At 65.9% G+C, this 17,723-nt stretch carries 20 protein-coding genes; 17 read left to right on the plus strand and 3 right to left on the minus strand.

Annotated features, from left to right (window positions below; genetic code table 11):
• Positions 1-669: SDR family NAD(P)-dependent oxidoreductase (locus V7Q81_RS08580; protein WP_333842079.1), on the plus strand; the 669-nt coding region annotated here is incomplete at its 5' end.
• Positions 670-673: 4 nt separating this feature from the next.
• Here the strand turns inward: V7Q81_RS08580 and V7Q81_RS08585 are convergent.
• Entirely contained in the window at positions 674-1,603 is a 930-nt protein-coding gene (locus V7Q81_RS08585; RefSeq protein WP_333842081.1) for a 2-dehydropantoate 2-reductase, read from the minus strand.
• Positions 1,600-4,518 (minus strand): EAL domain-containing protein, encoded by a 2,919-nt coding sequence (locus V7Q81_RS08590; RefSeq protein WP_333842083.1) that lies wholly within the window; start codon positions 4,516-4,518, stop codon positions 1,600-1,602. Before V7Q81_RS08590 ends, V7Q81_RS08585 begins: the two co-directional genes overlap by 4 nt.
• Positions 4,519-4,712: 194 nt before the next feature.
• Between V7Q81_RS08590 and V7Q81_RS08595 the strand changes: the two genes are divergently transcribed.
• The 16 genes from V7Q81_RS08595 to tatC all read left to right on the plus strand — a co-directional run bounded on the left by V7Q81_RS08595 (position 4,713) and on the right by tatC (position 16,385).
• On the plus strand, positions 4,713-5,918 hold the full coding sequence (locus V7Q81_RS08595) for a pyridoxal phosphate-dependent aminotransferase (protein ID WP_333842085.1): 1,206 nt from the start codon (positions 4,713-4,715) through the stop codon (positions 5,916-5,918).
• Positions 5,919-5,927: 9 nt separating this feature from the next.
• Positions 5,928-7,043, plus strand: coding sequence for an aminopeptidase (locus tag V7Q81_RS08600; RefSeq protein ID WP_333842087.1), 1,116 nt, complete (start codon positions 5,928-5,930; stop codon positions 7,041-7,043).
• Positions 7,044-7,077: 34 nt separating this feature from the next.
• Positions 7,078-7,557 (plus strand): CoA-binding protein, encoded by a 480-nt coding sequence (locus V7Q81_RS08605; RefSeq protein ID WP_333842092.1) that lies wholly within the window; start codon positions 7,078-7,080, stop codon positions 7,555-7,557.
• A gap of 87 nt (positions 7,558-7,644) precedes the next feature.
• Positions 7,645-8,313 carry an ATP phosphoribosyltransferase gene (gene hisG, locus V7Q81_RS08610; RefSeq protein WP_333842094.1) on the plus strand — a complete coding sequence of 223 codons (669 nt, stop codon included), beginning with the start codon at positions 7,645-7,647 and terminating at the stop codon, positions 8,311-8,313.
• Positions 8,306-9,610 carry a histidinol dehydrogenase gene (hisD, locus tag V7Q81_RS08615; protein WP_333842096.1) on the plus strand — a complete coding sequence of 435 codons (1,305 nt, stop codon included), beginning with the start codon at positions 8,306-8,308 and terminating at the stop codon, positions 9,608-9,610. The genes hisG and hisD overlap by 8 nt, the downstream gene beginning before the upstream one ends.
• 10 nt (positions 9,611-9,620) lie before the next feature.
• Positions 9,621-10,757 carry a histidinol-phosphate transaminase gene (hisC, locus tag V7Q81_RS08620; RefSeq protein ID WP_333842099.1) on the plus strand — a complete coding sequence of 379 codons (1,137 nt, stop codon included), beginning with the start codon at positions 9,621-9,623 and terminating at the stop codon, positions 10,755-10,757.
• A 34-nt stretch (positions 10,758-10,791) separates the two neighbouring features.
• Positions 10,792-11,397, plus strand: coding sequence for an imidazoleglycerol-phosphate dehydratase HisB (gene hisB / locus V7Q81_RS08625; RefSeq protein WP_333842102.1), 606 nt, complete (start codon positions 10,792-10,794; stop codon positions 11,395-11,397).
• Entirely contained in the window at positions 11,394-12,092 is a 699-nt protein-coding gene (gene hisH, locus V7Q81_RS08630) for an imidazole glycerol phosphate synthase subunit HisH (RefSeq protein WP_333842105.1), read from the plus strand. The genes hisB and hisH overlap by 4 nt, the downstream gene beginning before the upstream one ends.
• Before the next feature lie 57 nt (positions 12,093-12,149).
• Positions 12,150-12,896 (plus strand): 1-(5-phosphoribosyl)-5-[(5-phosphoribosylamino)methylideneamino]imidazole-4-carboxamide isomerase, encoded by a 747-nt coding sequence (gene hisA, locus V7Q81_RS08635; protein ID WP_333842106.1) that lies wholly within the window; start codon positions 12,150-12,152, stop codon positions 12,894-12,896.
• A gap of 18 nt (positions 12,897-12,914) precedes the next feature.
• Positions 12,915-13,679: an imidazole glycerol phosphate synthase subunit HisF gene (hisF, locus tag V7Q81_RS08640; RefSeq protein ID WP_333842109.1), complete on the plus strand. Its 765-nt coding sequence runs from the start codon at positions 12,915-12,917 to the stop codon at positions 13,677-13,679.
• A gap of 12 nt (positions 13,680-13,691) precedes the next feature.
• Entirely contained in the window at positions 13,692-14,099 is a 408-nt protein-coding gene (gene hisI, locus V7Q81_RS08645) for a phosphoribosyl-AMP cyclohydrolase (RefSeq protein WP_333842112.1), read from the plus strand.
• Complete coding sequence (locus V7Q81_RS08650; protein ID WP_333842114.1) at positions 14,096-14,422, plus strand: phosphoribosyl-ATP diphosphatase; 327 nt, start codon at positions 14,096-14,098, stop codon at positions 14,420-14,422. Before hisI ends, V7Q81_RS08650 begins: the two co-directional genes overlap by 4 nt.
• A gap of 41 nt (positions 14,423-14,463) precedes the next feature.
• A complete protein-coding gene (locus tag V7Q81_RS08655) occupies positions 14,464-14,823 on the plus strand; it encodes a histidine triad nucleotide-binding protein (protein ID WP_333842117.1) in 360 nt (119 codons plus the stop codon).
• A 15-nt stretch (positions 14,824-14,838) separates the two neighbouring features.
• Complete coding sequence (gene tatA, locus V7Q81_RS08660) at positions 14,839-15,063, plus strand: Sec-independent protein translocase subunit TatA (RefSeq protein WP_333842119.1); 225 nt, start codon at positions 14,839-14,841, stop codon at positions 15,061-15,063.
• 131 nt (positions 15,064-15,194) lie between these two features.
• A complete protein-coding gene (gene tatB, locus V7Q81_RS08665; RefSeq protein ID WP_333842122.1) occupies positions 15,195-15,584 on the plus strand; it encodes a Sec-independent protein translocase protein TatB in 390 nt (129 codons plus the stop codon).
• A gap of 12 nt (positions 15,585-15,596) precedes the next feature.
• Positions 15,597-16,385 carry a twin-arginine translocase subunit TatC gene (tatC, locus tag V7Q81_RS08670; RefSeq protein WP_333842124.1) on the plus strand — a complete coding sequence of 263 codons (789 nt, stop codon included), beginning with the start codon at positions 15,597-15,599 and terminating at the stop codon, positions 16,383-16,385.
• 29 nt (positions 16,386-16,414) lie between these two features.
• Here the strand turns inward: tatC and V7Q81_RS08675 are convergent, their stop codons facing one another.
• On the minus strand, positions 16,415-17,575 hold the full coding sequence (locus V7Q81_RS08675) for a Do family serine endopeptidase (protein WP_333842127.1): 1,161 nt from the start codon (positions 17,573-17,575) through the stop codon (positions 16,415-16,417).
• Positions 17,576-17,723 lie beyond the last annotated feature (148 nt).

The raw sequence follows: 17,723 nt of genomic DNA on the forward strand, positions 1-17,723 counted from the left end.
GGCCAGGTGGGCATTACCGTCGCCCGGGCCCTGGGGGCGGAAGGGGCGTGGCTCGCCATCGCCGCCCGCAGCCGGGACAAGGTGCAGGCGCGGGCGGAGGAGCTCATGGCGAGCGGCGCACGGGTCGTGCCCATCTCGGTGGACCTCACCGACGAGGCTCAAGTCAATCAGACGATCGAGCGGGTCATGGGCGAGTACGGCCGGCTCGATGTGTTGGTCAACCTGGCTGGCGGGCTCACCCGCTACAAGCCGGCGGTGGAGCACACGCTGGAGGACTGGCAGCAGGAGGTGGGCAACAACCTGCTTTCTGCCTTCCTCTGTGCCCGTGCCGCCTTCGCGCGCATGAAGGAGGCGGGAGGCGGCATCATCATCAACTTCTCCCGGGCGGGAGCGCCTCAGGCGAACATGGTGGCCTACAACTGCGCTAAGGCGGGGGTGGACGCCCTGACCCGGACGCTGGCCCTGGAGGGAAGGGACTATGGCATCCGGGTGAACGCCGTCGCCCCTGGGCTGGTGGACACCGCCACCAACATCGAGGCCATGAAGCCCAAGGACCTCAAGAAATGGACCAAGCGGGAAGACATCGCCCGGGTGGTGGTGTTTCTCGCCTCAGACGCGGCCGCGGGCATCACCGGGCAGACGATCCCGGTAACCGGCTGGGGAATTTGAGGGACTACGAGAGCGCCGCGGCGCCGTTTGCATGCAGCTTCAGCGCGGCGTGGATCGCCCGGTTGAGGGGGGTGGGGATGCCGGCTTCCCGGCCCAGCCGCACCACCGCGCCGGAGAGCCACTCCACCTCGAGCCGGTTGCCGCGACGCAAATCCCCCAGCATGGAGGAAACCATGTCCCGGGGAAGGCTGTCGGTAAAGCGCATCTGACGCTCCACCGTGTCGACGGGGAGCTCGATTCCCTTGGCCCGGGCCACCGCCACCACTTCGTTCATCACGTCCTGCAGCATCTCCCGAGTGACCGGGTCTTCCCGAATCGGGCCGATGGGCAGGCGGGTGAGGGAGGTCAAGCCCGACAGTCCCACCAGAAACACGAACTTCTCCCAGATGACCCGCTCGATGTCCTCGGAGACATGGGCCTCGATTCTCGCCCTCGTGCAGGCCTCCAGGAACGCTTGGGTCCGAGGGGAAAGCGTCCCGTCCAGCTCGCCGAAGGTAAGCTGGGCCAGGGTGCCGTTGTGGCGGATGAGGCCCGGCGCTTCGATCAGGGCTGCGATGTGGGCCACACCCCCCATGGCATGGGCGCGCCCCAGGCGGCGGCTCAGGATATCCACGGCGTCCACTCCGTTTTGGAAGGAAACGACGCCCGTGTGGGGCCCGAGTAAGGGTTTTGCCGCCTCCACGGCCTCCTCGGTGCTCCAGAGCTTAACGGCGATGATGACGAGATCCACCGGGCCTACGGCCGCCGGGTCGCTGGTCGCTTTCACGGGCTTGAGGTGCACGTCCCCCCGGGCCGAGCGCACCCGCAGCCCGTGTTTCTGCATGGCCGCCAAATGGGCGCCCCGGGCGATGAAGGTCACGTCTTCTGCGGCGGCGGCGAGCCGCGCGCCGAAGTACCCGCCGACACCGCCGGCACCCACGATGGCGATCTTCACAGGTCAAGCCTCCTTGGTTTCAGGAATCGCCCTTCAAACTCAGCCGTCGGCAGGGGCGGGGCGAAGAAATAACCCTGCCCGGCATCGCACCTGAGCTCTTGCAAGAGCCGGAACTGGTCTTCGGTCTCGACGCCTTCGGCGACGATGCGCAGGTCGAGGCTCTGGCCCAAGGCGATGATGGATTTTACGACGGCGGCGGCATGGGGGTCGGTCACCACATCCCGGACGAAGGAGCGGTCGATCTTGAGCGTGTCAAGCGGCAGCTTGCGCAGGTAGGCGAGGCTGGAGTAGCCGGTGCCGAAATCGTCGATCGCCACGAAAACTCCGAGGTCTCTCACTGCCTGGAGGGTATGTGCCGCCTGTTCCAAATTGCGCATCAGTGCCGATTCGGTGATTTCGAGCCCCATCTGGATGCAGCGCTGGCCCGATCCCCATTCCTCAAGCACTCTTGCGAAGCGCTGGACGAAGTCCGGCTGGGCGAGCTGCCGGGGGGAGATGTTTACCGCCAGCCGGAAAGGTTGCCCCAAGGCCTCGGCCCATTGCTTTGCCTGGCGGCAGGCAGCGCCGAATATCCACTCGCCCAGGGGGACGATGAGACCTGTGCTTTCGGCGATTTCGATGAACTGGTCGGTGCGTACCGGTCCGAGGGCCGGGCTTTCCCACCGAGTCAGCGCCTCGGCGCCGATCACCTCACCGGTCCATAGATCCACGATGGGCTGGTAGTGCAGGGCCATCTCGCCCCGCGCCCAGGCGTTGGCCAGGCTCGACTCGATGGCTTGGCGCGCCTTCACTCGCTCGCCCATGGCGTGGGAAAAGAACGCAAGCGTGTACCCCGTCTCGGGGACGGCTGAACGCAAGGCAAGCTCTGCGTGGCGGATGAGGTGTTCCGTGTCTTCTCCGTCCTGGGGGAAGATCGCTACGCCGGCGGCGAGGCCGAAGGTCACTTCCCCATGGGGGCCCGGTACGGCAGCAGGACAGCGGTCAAGGAGGCGTCTTGCCACGGCGGCGGCGTCCTCGGCGTGGGCGAGGTCCGCCAAGAGAAGACCGAATTGATGCCCGCTGAGCCGAGCGATGGTATCGCCCTCCCGCAGACCGGCGCTCAGGGCCTGGGCGACGGCCCGAAGCGCCGCATCCCCCGTCCCTCGGCCGAAGATGTCGTTGATTTGGACCAGGCGCTCCACGCTCACTGCTACGACCGCCAAGGCGCGCCGGGCGTGCCGGGCACGGCCCAGCGCTTGGGTCACCCGGTCCTGGAACAAAGTCCGGTTGGCGAACCCGGTCAAGGGATCGTGGAAAGACAGGTACTGGACTTGGGCTTCCTTTTCCGTCACGGACAGACCGAAGGCTGCATCGCCGGCGATCTCCCGGAGCAGCCGCAGGCTCTCCCCTGCGAAGAAGCGGGGGTCTGTGGCATAAAGGTTGAGGGTCCCGAAAATACGCTCGCCTTTGAGCACCAGCACGGCGCACGCGCAGCAGCCGCGGAGGCGGGCGAGTTGGAAGAACGGCCCTTGCGCGCTCAAGGTTTCGGTGGCCTGGCAGATCACGTCTTCGCCACGGCGAAGGGCGTCCCAGGTGGGGGCGTCCGGGTGCGCCGCATCGGCCTCTAAGCCCGCGCCCAGGGCGGCGGAAAGCGCTGGATCGCCTGCATGGGCCACGAGGCGCGCGGTCCCAGTCTCCTCCGCGTATTCTACTGCGGCCACCAGCAGGAAACCGCCGAAGGCCTGGGTGATACGGCAGACCTCGCCGAGCAAGGCTTCCCGCTCCCGCAACCGTACGATAGTGCCGTTGACGGCGGATAGAGTGGCATAGAGGCGGTTCAGGGTCTCAATCTCCCGGACCCGTTTCTCTAGGGCTTCGGCCATGGTATTGAAAGCGCCTTCCAGCTCCTCGATTTCCGCGATTCCCCCCGACACCTGTGCCCGGGCGCTCAGGTCGCCCCCTTGCAGCCGCTGGGCGGTGTGCCGCAGGTCGTCCATCTGGCGCAGCACGAAGACCTTTGCGCCCCACCCCATGAAGAGCACCAGGGCCCCGATGGCGAGGCCCACGGCGGCGATTCCCGTCATAAGCTGAGCGGTCGCCTCGGCGTAGGCCACAGAGAGAGGAATGCCCACGGCGAGGTGGAGACTGTCGCCGCTCGAACTCTCGTGGAAAGGGACGATCCCGAACAGGCGTCGTTCCCCATCGAGGCCGCGGGCCTCCACCGTGGTTTCGCCCCGGGCCGAGGCGATTGCTCGCCCTATCTCGGTGTCGTCGACCACCCTGCCCGTCCATCCATGGCCGTCCGGAAGGTAGACCAGCACTCGTTGGGCGGAGTCGGTCACGATCACCTGGGAGCCCGCCGGGAGCATGCGCTGATCGACGTGTTCGCGAATCCAACGAAGGGACACGGCGGCGTAGAGGACCGAGGTACGGGCCGGATCCTGGGTGAGGATGGGCAGGGCGAAGACGATGCTGGGCTCGCCGCTCACCCGGCCCACCATGTAATTGCCGGCTACGAAGCTGCGGGTGCGCAGGGCGCGCTGGAAGTATTCCCGATCCGAAAGATCCAGGGGGCCGTTGAAGGGCAGGGCGCTACAGAATAGGGCGCCGTCCGGCCGGATGAGGCCCAGGTTTACATACGTGCTGGTGGTCTTTACCGCCTCGCGCAGGCTCTCGCTGCAAGCGTCCGGGTCATCGCCCCTCAGCGCGGGTGCGTAGGCGAGGCTGAGCAGAAGGCGCCGAGTCTGCTCGACCAGTTGCCGATGATGGAAGGCCGTGTCCCGCGCCACTTGAAGGGCAGCCTGCCGGGCGTCTTCCGCCGCCTCGACCCGCCGCTCCTCGGCGAAGAACGCGACCAGAACGAGCGCTGGGAGCGAGGCGAGCAGCGCCAGCAGCAGGAGCCGTACCCGCAGTCGAGAGAAAACCTGTCCTGGCAACTGCCCTCCATCGCTGCTTCCCTCCCGCACCCCGAGGAGGACGGGAGGAGGCCGAAGGCGGGATGACCGCCATCGAAGCCTTCTGTAAGGGTAGGCGAGGATGGCCGAAAATTCAATCAACATATGAACATGCAAAAAACTATTAAGAAATTGCTGCACAAGAATCCCATCCTGATGTGGCCGGGTTCGCTACAATGGACGACAAACGCGTTCGCTCCCGTCTTTCCATGCCTCGCCAAGAGCCCTCCGTCGCGCGGCGCTTGCGCGCCATCCGGCCGTTCCAGGTGATGGAGCTCCTCGCTCGGGCGAAGGCGCTGGAGGCCGAAGGGCGTTCCATCGTCCACATGGAAATCGGGGAACCCGACTTCGATACCCCTGCACCGGTGCTGGAGGCCGCGCGCCGGGCGCTGGCGGCGGGCTGCGTCCGCTACACTGCGGCGGCGGGGCTTGCGACCCTGCGGGAGGCGATCGCCGGCTGGTATCGCAGCCGCTACGCAGTGGAAGTCGCACCCTCTCGCATCCTGGTGACGCCGGGGGCTTCGGGCGCGCTGCTGCTTGCCGCTGGCGTGCTTCTCGATTGCGGCGACCGGGTCCTGATGGCCGACCCGGGTTATCCGTGCAACCGCAACTTCGTGCGCTTTGTCGGCGCTGAAAGCGTGGGCGTCCCCGTGGGGCCGCAGACCGGCTATCAGCTGACACCGGAGCTGATCGATGCCCACTGGAACGATGGGGTCCGGGCGGTCATGCTCGCCTCCCCTTCCAATCCGACCGGCACGATGATCGCCCCCGAAACCCTGCAGGCCATCGCGGCCCGGGTGACGTCCCGCGGTGCCTGGCTCATCGTGGACGAGATCTACCATGGCCTCACCTATGGACAAGAAGAGGTGGGCACGGCCCTTGCGCTCGCTTCGGAAGCGTTCGTGATCAATAGCTTCTCCAAGTACTTCGGCATGACGGGCTGGCGCCTCGGCTGGCTGGTGTGCCCCGAGGGCTACGAACGGCATGCGGAAAAGCTCGCCCAGAACCTCTTCATCTCCGCGCCTACCCTGTCGCAGCACGCGGCGCTCGCGGCCTTCACCCCCGAATGCGTGGAAATCCTGGAAACACGCCGGCGCGAGTTCGAGCGGCGGCGGGACTTCCTGGTGCCGGCCCTGCGGTCTCTGGGGTTCGACATTCCCCTCGTGCCTCAGGGCGCGTTCTATGTGTACGCCGGCTGCGACCGCTTGACCGAAGACAGCTACCGCTTCTGCTTCGAGCTGCTGGAGCGAGCAGGCGTGGCGGTGACGCCGGGCATCGATTTCGGAGAGTACCGCGCCGGCCGCCACATGCGCTTCGCCTATACCACCTCGCTCCCGCGCTTGGAGGAGGGCGTCGAGCGCCTGCGCCGCTTTCTGAGCTAAGATCAAATCATGCGTTCCGCGGCAGGCCGCATCGCCTGGATATTTTCTGCCGTTCTCTTTTCCGGTTGCTCCAATGTGGGCTATTACGTCCAGTCGGTGAGCGGGCACCTGGAAGTGATGCGCCGTGCCCAGCCTATTGTCCAGGTGCTCGCCGATTCCGCCACGCCCGATTCTGTGAAGCATCGGCTCGAGCGGGTGCTGGCCATCCGGGAATTCGCCAGCCGGGAGCTGGGGTTACCCGACAACGGGAGCTATCGCAGCTATGCCGCCCTGGACCGGCCCTACGTGGTGTGGAACGTGTTCGCTACTCCAGAGTTTTCCACCCGGCTCAAGGAATGGTGCTTTCCAATGGCAGGCTGCGTAGGCTACCGGGGCTACTATGCCCGGGAGCAAGCGGAGGCCTTCGCCGCGGGGCTCAAGGCCCGAGGCTACGACGTGGTGGTGCGGGGTGTGCCGGCCTATTCCACCCTAGGCTGGTTCGAGGATCCGGTGCTCTCTACCATCATCCGCTATCCCGAGACCGAGGTCGCGCGCTTGATTTTCCACGAGCTCGCCCACCAGGTGGTATACGTGTGGGACGATTCCGTGTTCAACGAGTCCTTCGCGACGGCAGTCGAGCGGGAGGGGGTGCGCCGCTGGCTTGAGGCCCAAGGCAACGACGCCCTGCGCGCCGCCGAGGCGGCGGCTCGGGGACGTCGGGAGGAGTTCGTCCGGCTGGTGCTGGAATACCGGGGACGGCTGGAAGAGCTCTACGGCGCTGATGTTGCCGAGGAGGAAAAGCGGTCGCAGAAAAAAGACCTTCTCGGCGCCCTCGCCCAGGCCTACCAGCGGCTCAAGGAACGCTGGGGCGGCTTCTCCGGCTATGACCACTGGTTTGACGGGGAGCTCAACAACGCCCATCTGGCGTCGGTCGCCGCCTATACCCAGCTCGTGCCGGCATTCGAGGCGCTGCTTGTGAAAGAGGGCGGCGATCTTGTGCGCTTCTACGCTGCGGTCAAGGCGCTCGCTCGTCAGGACAAGGCGACGCGCCTGGCGGCCCTGGAAGCCCTGGCCGCCGACGCCGGCGGGACCGAGCCCGGGCGGCCGCTATCCCACAATGCGGGGGCAAAGAAGGTGCAGTGGTAAAATCATCGGCCGCGGCCACCCTTTCATCCACCCCATGGACCTGGAACCCGACATCCCTACCCTGCGGCGCATCCTCAAGGAGAACCGAGTGATCGCCGTGGTGGGCATCTCCGCCCACTGGTACCGGCCGAGTTTCTTCGCGGCGAAGTACATGCAGGACCACGGCTACCGGGTCATTCCGGTCAACCCCTCCTACAGGGAGGTGCTGGGGCAGAAGTGCTATCCCAGCTTGCTCGACATCCCGGAGCAGGTGGACATCGTGGATTGCTTTCGCAAGAGCGCCGACATTCCTCCCATCGCCGACCAGGCCATCGCGATCGGCGCCAAGGTGCTCTGGATGCAGATCGGCGTGGTCAATCTCGACGCAGCGCAGAAGGCCCTGGCCGCCGGGCTGGAGGTGGTGATGGACCGGTGCGTAAAGATCGAGCATGCGCGCCTGTTCGGGGGGCTCAATTGGGTGGGGGTCAACACCCGAGTCATTTCCGCCAAGCGGCCCCAGTGGCTGCCCTATTGAGCCCGTCCTGCCCCGACAAAGGCAGCCAAGACCCGGCGCTCCCACGTGCTCTGGGGTAAGATAACGAAAATTTTCGATTTTCCCGACGTGACCGGAATCACCATCGCCCTGTCCAAGGGCCGCATCCTAGAGGAGGCCCTGCCGCTGCTTGCCACGGCGGGCATCGTTCCACGGGACGATCCCACCCGGTCCCGCAAGCTAATCCTGCCCACTTCCCGGGAAGGGTTGCGGCTGGTGATCGTGCGGGCGGCTGACGTGCCCACCTACGTGGAGCACGGGGCTGCGGACCTGGGGATCGCCGGCCGGGACGTGCTGGTGGAGCATGGCGGGACGGGCCTCTATCAGCCCCTGGACCTGGGCATCGGCGCCTGCCGAATGATGGTGGCGGTGCCAGACGGGTTCGACTATGCCTCCGCCGTGCACCGCGGTGCCCGCTTGCGGGTGGCCACCAAGTACGTGACGGCGGCCCGGGAGCACTTTGCGGCCAAGGGCGTGCATGTCGACCTGATCAAGCTCTACGGCTCCATGGAGCTCGCCCCCTTGACCGGGCTTGCCGACGCCATCGTGGACCTGGTGAGCACGGGCAACACCCTCAAGGCTAACCGCCTCGTGGCGGTGGAGGAAGTGATGGTGGTGTCCTCCCGCCTCATCGTGAACCAGGCCGCGTTGAAACTGCGCCGCGCCGAAATCCAACCCCTCATCCGTTCCCTGGCCCAAGTGGTGGCGGGACAGGGACAGGAGGTGGTCCATGGTTAGGATGCGGCGCCTCAGCACGACCCAAGCCGGTTTCGACGCGGCGCTCGCCGAGCTGCTGGCCTTCGAGTCTGCCCAGGATCCCCGGGTGGAGGCCGCCGTGGCGGAAATCCTGGGGGAGGTGCGGCGCCGAGGGGACGCGGCGCTGCTGGAGTATACCCGCCGCTTTGACGGTCTCGACGCCCGGTCGATGGCCGAGCTAGAGCTGCCCTTGGAGCGGTTGCGGCAGGCCCTCACGCGGCTGCCCGCTGACCAGCGGAGCGCCCTGGACCGAGCCGCGAAGCGCATTCGCACTTATCACGAGCAGCAAAAACTGGCCTCCTGGTCCTACACGGACGAAGAAGGGGTGCTGCTCGGACAACAGGTGACGCCCCTGGACCGGGTGGGGCTCTACGTGCCCGGCGGCAAGGCGGCCTACCCCTCATCGGTGCTCATGAACGCCATTCCTGCCGCCGTGGCGGGTGTGCCCGAGCTGATCATGACGGTGCCGGCGCCCCGGGGGGAGCTGAGCGAGCTGGTGTTGGCCGCGGCAGCCCTCGCCGGGGTGAGCCGGGTGTTTACCATCGGCGGCGCCCAGGCGGTGGCGGCCCTCGCCTACGGTACCGAGACGGTACCCCAGGTGGACAAGATCGTGGGGCCCGGCAACGCCTACGTGGCGGCGGCCAAGCGCCGGGTCTTCGGCGTAGTGGGGATCGACATGGTGGCCGGTCCCTCCGAGATCCTGGTGATCTGCGACGGGTCCACCGCTGCCGATTGGATCGTCATGGATCTCTTTTCCCAAGCCGAGCACGACGAACTGGCCCAGGCCCTGTTAGTGTCCCCCGACGTCGCCTTCCTGGACACGGTGGCGGCCCGCATCGAAGAGCTCCTCCCCCGCATGGAGCGCCGGGAAGTGATCCGGTCGGCGCTGGAAAACCGCGGCGCCCTCATCGCCGTGCGCGACCTGGAAGAGGCATGCGCCGTAGCCAACCGCATCGCTCCCGAGCATTTGGAGCTGTCGGTGGAAGAGCCCGACCGCTGGCTGCCGAAGATCCGCCATGCCGGTGCCGTCTTCCTTGGCAGGTACACCTCCGAGGCCCTGGGAGACTATTGTGCGGGTCCCAACCACGTGCTTCCCACCTCCCGTACGGCCCGCTTCTCTTCCCCCCTGGGGGTCTATGATTTCCAGAAGCGCTCCAGCGTCATTCGCGTCGGTGCCGAAGCGGCTGCGCGCCTAGGCCGGGTCGCCGCCACTCTGGCCCGGGGCGAGGGGCTGGAGGCCCACGCCCGCTCGGCGGAGCTGAGGGTGGAGCTCAAATAAGGATGGCTTTATGGCGTTGAGACCCGAACAGCTCCTGCGCCCGGAGATCCTGGCCCTTTCGGCCTACTCTGTGCCCCCGAGCCGGGGGATGGTGAAGCTGGACGCCATGGAGAACCCTTACCGCCTACCCCCCGAGGTGCAGGCGGAAGTGGGGCGGCTCGCCGCGCACACTGCCCTCAACCGCTATCCCGACCCCCTGGCCCCGGCGCTCAAGGCGCGGCTACGGACGTTCTTCGGGCTGCCGGCCGGCAGCGGGCTCATGCTGGGCAACGGTTCGGACGAGCTGATCCAGATCCTGGCCCTCGCCCTTTCCCGGCCCGGGGCGGTCTTGCTCACGGTGGAGCCCACTTTCGTCATGTTCCGCCTGATCGCCACGTGGACCGGCATGGCCTACGAAGGGGTGCCCCTCAAGCCGGACTTTTCCCTGGACCTGGAGGCGGTGCTCGCCGCCGTGGAACGGCGCCGGCCGGCCGTGATTTTCATCGCCTATCCCAACAATCCCACCGGCAACCTGTTCGACCGCTCGGCCCTTCTTCGCCTGATCGAAGCGGCGCCCGGGCTCGTGGTGATCGACGAGGCTTACCATGCCTTCGCCGAAGAAAGCCTGTTAGACGCGCTGGAACGCTACGAGCACCTGCTGGTGATGCGCACCCTCTCCAAGCTGGGTCTGGCCGGCCTGCGGCTGGGGGTGCTGATGGGACCGCCCGCCTGGCTGGAGCAGTTGGAAAAGGTGCGGCTGCCTTATAATGTGAGCGTGTTGACCCAAGTGGTGGCCGAGTCCGTGTTGCAGCGCTCAGACGTGCTGCGAGCGCAAGCGGCCGCCATCCGCCGCGAGCGGGAGCGGCTTGCCTGTGCACTCGGTCAACGGCCGGGCGTCACCGTGTACCCGAGCCGAGCCAATTTCCTGCTGTTTCGGGTCGCCCGGGCGCGCGACGTGTTCGAAGGCCTCAAACGACAGGGCGTGCTGATCAAGGACCTAAGCGGCTCCCATCGTCTGCTCGCCGATTGTCTGCGGGTGACCGTGGGTACGCCTGAGGAAAACGAGCGTTTCCTCGCCGCCTTGGATGCAAGCCTTTCGGCGGCGACTAGCCCGGCACGCTCCCACGGACATTCCGATCTCGTCCCGATCGCTCCACCCAAGCCCTAGCCCGAAGCTGGATACACCGTCACCCCCTTCCACCATGCCGCAGAGCGTAGGCGTACGCCAAGCAACCGTCACCCGCAACACCCAGGAGACCCGGATCACCGTCGCCCTTCGCCTAGACGGAGCCGGCGCCGCCCGGCTCGCCACGGGCGTGCCCTTCCTCGATCACATGCTGGACCAAGTGGCACGCCACGGGCTGCTGGACCTGGAGGTGACGGCCGAGGGCGATCTGCACATCGATGCCCATCACACGGTGGAGGACGTGGGCATTACCCTGGGCCAGGCGCTGGCCCGGGCCTTGGGCGAAAAACGGGGGCTGCGCCGCTATGGCCACGCCTACGTGCCCCTGGACGAAGCCCTCACCCGGGTGGTGATCGACCTCTCCGGACGACCGGGCCTGTGGTTTCACGTGCCTTTTACCCGCGCCCGAGTGGGCGAGTTCGACGTGGACCTGGTGCGGGAGTTTTTCCAGGGCTTCGTCAACCATGCCTTGGTGACCCTGCACGTGGACAACCTCTCGGGCAGCAACGCCCATCATCAGGCGGAGAGCGTGTTCAAGGCCTTTGGCCGAGCGTTGCGCATGGCGGTGGAACAGGACCCTCGCCAAGGGGATGTGCTGCCCTCCACCAAGGGGGTCCTATGAGCGCGGGACGCATTGCGGTGGTCGACTATGGGATGGGCAACCTGCGCTCGGTCGCCAAGGCCTTGGAGCACGTGTCCCCCGATGCCCGAGTGGAAATCACCCGGGACCCCGCGGTGGTGGAGGCGGCTGACCGGGTGGTATTCCCAGGCCAGGGGGCCATGCCCGACTGCATGCGGGAGCTAACCGCCACCGGTCTGCGGGAAGCGGTGGTGGCGGCGGCGCGGGAGAAGCCCTTCCTGGGCATCTGCATCGGCTTGCAGATGCTCTTCGAGTGGAGCGAAGAGGGGAACGTGGCGGGCTTGGCGGTGCTACCGGGCAAAGTGTTGCGCTTCCCGTCCCATGCCATGGTGGACGCCGAGGGGCGTAAGCTCAAGGTGCCCCACATGGGCTGGAACCAGGTCTACCCGGTGATCGAGCACCCTTTGTGGCGGGGGATCCCGACCGATGCCCGATTCTACTTCGTCCACAGCTATTACCCGGAGCCGGGCGATCCCGGATTGGTGGCCGCCTATAGCCTTTATCCCTTCGCCTTCACCTGTGCCGTAGCGCACGGTAACGTTTTCGCGGTTCAGTTTCATCCGGAAAAGAGCCAGGCGGTGGGGCTGCAGCTGCTCGCCAACTTCATCGCCTGGGACGGACGCTTCGGGGGTTCCGCCGTGCCGTTGCCCAGCGACATGGCTACGGTTCGGGCATAGGGGCAGCCGGGCGGGCGTGACGGAGGGAGGATAAAACGTTTCAACGCAGGGGTGGGCATGCTGATCATTCCGGCGATCGACATCAAGGACGGCAAGTGCGTGCGGCTCAAACAGGGCGTGATGGATACGGCCACCGTCTTCTCCGAGGATCCGGCGGAGATGGCGCGGCATTGGGTGCAACTAGGAGCCCGCCGACTCCACCTGGTAGACCTGAACGGGGCCTTTGCCGGCCGGCCCAAGAACGAGGCGGTGATCAAGGAGATCGTCGCAGAGGTGGGCGACGAGGTGCCCCTGCAGCTCGGGGGCGGCATACGGGATCTGGAAACCATCGAGCGCTATCTGGATGATGGCATTTCCTGGGTGATCATCGGCACCGCGGCGGTCAAGACCCCGGGATTCGTGCATGATGCCTGCTACGCCTTCCCGGGCCACGTCATGGTGGGTCTGGACGCCAAGGACGGAAAGGTGGCGGTGGACGGCTGGTCCAAGATGACCGGCCACGATGCCCTTGACCTCGCCCGCAAGTACGAGGAGTATGGGGTCGAAGCCATCATCTACACGGACATCGGGCGCGATGGCATGCTCACGGGCATCAACATCGATGCGACCGTATCCTTGGCACGGCGGCTCAAGATTCCGGTGATCGCCAGCGGCGGCGTGACCGGCCTGGAGGACATCCGGGCCCTGTGCCAGGCGGAGGACGACGGGGTGATCGGCGCCATCACTGGGCGAGCCCTTTACGAGGGCCGGCTTGATTTCGTCCAGGCGCAAAAGCTTGCAGATGAGCTGAGCGCCAAGGGCTAGGGCCAGTAAGAGACCCTTATGGGCCTTGCCAAGCGTATCATTCCCTGCCTGGACGTGGACAAGGGCCGGGTGGTCAAGGGGATTTCCTTCGTCAACCTGCGGGATGCAGGCGATCCGGTGGAGGTCGCCCGCCGCTACGACGAGCAGGGAGCGGACGAGCTCGCTTTCCTGGACATCACCGCTAGCGCCGAGGCACGGGATACCCTCGTCGGCATCATCGAACGGGTGGCAGCCCAGGTATTCATTCCCTTGACCGTGGGGGGTGGAGTGCGCACGGTGCACAACGTGCGCACCTTGCTCAACGCCGGCGCGGACAAGGTGAGCATCAATACGGCGGCGGTGGAAAACCCTGATTTCGTGGCTGAGGCAAGCCAGCGCTTCGGCGCCCAGTGTATCGTGGTGGCGATCGATGCCAAGCGGGTCGGGGGCGCCGAGCGCTGGGAGGTCTACACCCACGGCGGGCGCCGACCGACCGGTCTCGACGCCATAGCGTGGGCGCGCCGCATGCAGGCCCTCGGTGCAGGAGAGCTGCTGCTCACCAGCATGGACCGGGACGGGACCCGGAGCGGCTTCGACGTGGCCCTCACCCGGGCGGTTTGCGACGCAGTGGACATCCCGGTGATCGCCAGCGGCGGCGTGGGCCACTTGGACCACCTGGTGGAGGGTATCCTCCAGGGACACGCCGACGCGGTGTTGGCGGCGAGCATCTTCCATTACGGTGAGTACACGGTGCGCCAGGCCAAGGAGCACTTGGCGCGCCACGGTATCGAGGTCCGATGGTAAGGAGCGGGGAAAGTGAGTTGGCTCGACGAGGTCGCCTGGGACGAGCGGGGATTGGTGCCAGCCATCGCCCAAGACGCTCGCACTGGCCGGGTGCTCATGGTGGCGTGGATGAACCGGCAGGCCCTGGATGAGACCGCCCGCAGTGGCCGGGCCGTGTACTGGTCCCGTTCCCGGGGTCGCTTGTGGCGCAAGGGAGAAGAATCGGGCCATGTGCAGCACGTGAAAGCCATCCGCCTGGACTGCGACGGCGACGTGGTGCTCCTTACCGTGGAACAGATCGGGGGCATCGCCTGCCACACGGGACGGGAGCGCTGTTTTTACCGCGAGCTGCAGCAGGAACGGTGGGTCGCCACCGAGCCCGTGCTCAAGGACCCGGAGGAGATCTATTCGGAGGCTGGGCGCAAGGAGGCCGGCGCATGATCGATGCGAACGTGCTCAAGCGCCTGGGGGAAGTCATCGCCGCCCGCCGGCAGGCGAGTCCGGAAAGCTCCTACGTGGCCCGGTTGTTCAGCCAGGGGGAGGATGCTATTCTTCGAAAAATCAGCGAGGAAGCCACCGAGACGGTGCTCGCCTCAAAGTCGGGGGATCCGCTCCATCTAGTGCGGGAAACCGCCGATCTATGGTTTCACAGCCTCGTGCTTCTTGCCTATCATGGGCTCGGGCCGGACGACGTCCTGGCAGAGCTCAGGCGGCGGGAAGGCATTTCGGGCATCGAGGAAAAGGCGAGCCGGGGTGACCGTTGAAAAACTCTGTGAATTCTTGAACGTCTAATGAGCTTGGGCGGATGGACAGCTGCGTATTTTGCAGAATCGTGCGGGGGGAGCTCCCTAGCCGCAAGGTCTACGAGGACGAAGAGATCCTGGCCTTCCACGACATTAACCCCTTGGCCGCGGTACACTTCATGATCATCCCCAAGCAGCACGTGGAATCCCTTGCGCACGTGACGGAAGCTCATCGTGGGGTCCTCGGCAAGATCCTCGTCATGGCACCGCGGCTCGCCCAGGCGCAGGGGTTGAATGAGGGCTTTCGCGTGATCATCAACACCGGACGCATCAGCAGGCAGGAAATATTTCATCTGCACGTGCACGTGATCGGGGACAAGGAAGTCCTGCCGCCCATGCTCGTGCGCCCGCACGCGCCCTAGCACAGGAGTCACCCCATGGGTACCTTCAGCATTTGGCACTGGCTCATCGTTCTGCTCATCATTCTGCTGGTGTTCGGCACCAAGAAGCTGCGCAACATGGGTGCCGACCTGGGGGCCGCGGTCAAAGGCTTCAAGCAAGGGATGAGAGAGGGCGAGGCTGACAAGGACGAGGGCCAGCCTCAGATTTCCAAGCAGACCATCGAGGGCGAGGTCAAGGAAAAGACCGAAACCAAGGCGTAGAGGCTGTGACAAGCGACTCGTGAACGCTGAAAGGCGGCAGCTGAGTCGCCGGGGAGCAGGACGTTCGACCTTCCATTCGGCTCTTTTCTCCTTGCCCCTCCTGGATCTTCCCCGAGCGTTTCACGCGCAAAATGTTTGACATCGGTTTCTCAGAGCTGCTCGTCATCGCCCTCGTCACCCTGATCGTCGTCGGTCCCGAGCGGCTGCCGAAGGTGGCGCGTACGCTGGGGCATATGCTCGGGCGCCTGCAGCGTTACGTGAACGACGTGAAGGCGGACATCGCCCGGGAGATGGAGCTGGAGGAGCTGCGCAAGATGCGCGCTTCGGTAGAAGAGTCGGCCCGGGAGATCGAGCGCTCGCTCCATGAAGAAGTGAACCGAGCCGAGCGGGAGATCCAGGCGGTGGCGGAAGCGGTGGAAAAATCGACGGTCGAGGGCGTCACCACCGCCGAGCCCGTCTCCCTTCCATCCCGGGAGGGCGAGGCGCGGGGGCGGTCCGCCACCGACGAGCAAAAGCGCTGAGCCCGCCGCCCCATGGACCAGCAGGAAACCTTCGTCTCCCACCTGGTCGAGCTGCGCGACCGGCTGCTCAGAGCCCTGATCGCCTGGCTGCTGGTATTTGCCGTCTTGTTCCCCTGGGCGCGAGACCTCTACACCCTGCTCGCCAAGCCGCTACTGGCCAAACTGCCCCAGGGCGGGCAGATGATCGCCACCGAGGTGGTGACGCCCTTCTTCGTGCCGGTCAAGGTGGCGATGCTGACGGGCTTTCTGGTGGCGCTGCCCTATATCCTGTACCAGCTCTGGGCCTTCGTCGCTCCCGGCCTCTACAGTCACGAGAAGCGGCTGGTGCTGCCCCTGGTGGTGTCCAGCACCGTGCTGTTTGCTGCCGGCATGGCGTTCGCCTACTTCCTGGTGATGCCGGTCGTGTTCGGGTTCATCACCGCCATCGCGCCAGAAGGGGTAGCGGTGATGACCGACATCAGCAAGTACCTGGATTTTGTCATGACCCTGTTTCTCGCCTTCGGCATCACCTTCGAGGTGCCGATTGCGGTGATCGTGCTGGTGCGTTTTGGCGTGGTGAGCATCGACAAGCTCAAGCAGGCGCGTCCTTATGTCATCGTCGGCGCCTTCGTGATTGCCGCCATCGTTACACCTCCCGACGTGATTTCCCAGATCATGCTGGCCGTGCCTCTGTGCTTGCTCTACGAGGCCGGCATCTTCCTCGCCCGGTTCTTCGCCCGGCGGGCCGAGGAGGGCTACCGTCCCCTGTCAGACGAGGAAATGGAGCGGGAGCTGGATCGCATTGAGCGCGGAGAGCACTGATCCGCGCCGCGCGGGGCGGGTCTCCACTCTTAGGAGGCGCCGGGCTGCGGCCGCTTGCCCACTTGCACCGTTACCTGGAGCTCCCTCTGGTTGCGCAAGAGGGTGAGCTGGGCCTTCTGGCCGGGCTTGAGGGCCGCCACCAAGTTGAGCAGGGCGGAGGCGTTGGCCACGGGCTTGGACTCCACCGCCACCAGGACGTCGCCGGGCTTCACTCCCGCCCGCTCCGCCGGCTCGCCTTTCATCACCTGGGTGACCAGAGCGCCCCGGGTGGAGCCGAGGCGGAAGGATTCGGCCAGCTCCGGCGTGAGGTCTTGGATCTGGACGCCGATCCAGCCCCGGGTTACGCCGCCTTCGGCGATGATCTGCTCCATCACCTGCTTGGCCAAGCTGGCGGGAATGGCGAAACCGATCCCCATGGAGCCGCCGTTTTGGGAATAAATGGCGGTGTTGATCCCAATCAGGTTGCCCTCGGCATCCACCAGCGCGCCGCCCGAGTTGCCGGGATTGATCGCCGCGTCGGTTTGGATGAAGTTTTCAAACGTATTGATGCCGAGATGGGTACGGCCAACGGCGGACACGATGCCCATGGTGACCGTCTGTCCCACGCCGAAGGGGTTGCCGATAGCGAGCACCACGTCTCCTACCCGGGATGCCTCGGGATGCCCGAAGGTCGCCGGATGCAGGGGCGTCAAATCGATCTTGAGGACGGCCAAATCGGTTTCCGGGTCGGAGCCCACCAGGCGGGCCTTGGCGTTACGCCCGTCGGCCAGGGCCACTTCGATCTCATCGGCCTTTTCCACCACGTGGTGATTGGTGAGGATGTAACCCTCGGGACTCACGATGACCCCCGAGCCGAGGCTGGAACTCTGGCGTGCCTCGTCGTCGAACTCATCGCCGAAAAAGCGGCGAAACAGGGGATCGTCCAGCAGGGGATGACGGGGCGCAGTAACCACCTTGGACGTGAAAACGTTCACGACCGAGGGCATGGCCTTCGCCGCCGCCGTGCTCAGGGTCCAGGGGCCGGGGGACCCTCCGGCGGCCGGCGCTGGAGCGCCGGTTTCGCGCACGGTGGCGACGGTTTGCGTCGCCTTCGTCCAGGGCAGAAGCTCTGGCCGCAACGTCGCCACGACGAAGAACACCGCCAGGGCGATGGTCGCGGTTTGAGAGAAAGTCAGCCAGAGTTTGCGCATGGAAGAGTCCCCTTCCTGCCCCCCCTCGCCGGAGGCGCCGCCTGAGGGGGACGGAAGGCTTCGAGGGTGAGGCTCAGGGGGGATCGCAAAGGCGTTGATAAACGAATAAAAACCTTGGGATCGGTCGGGCGAACCCGAGCAAAGACAC

Source organism: Pelomicrobium sp., assembly GCF_036803785.1.
Classification (GTDB): domain Bacteria; phylum Pseudomonadota; class Gammaproteobacteria; order Burkholderiales; family UBA6910; genus Pelomicrobium.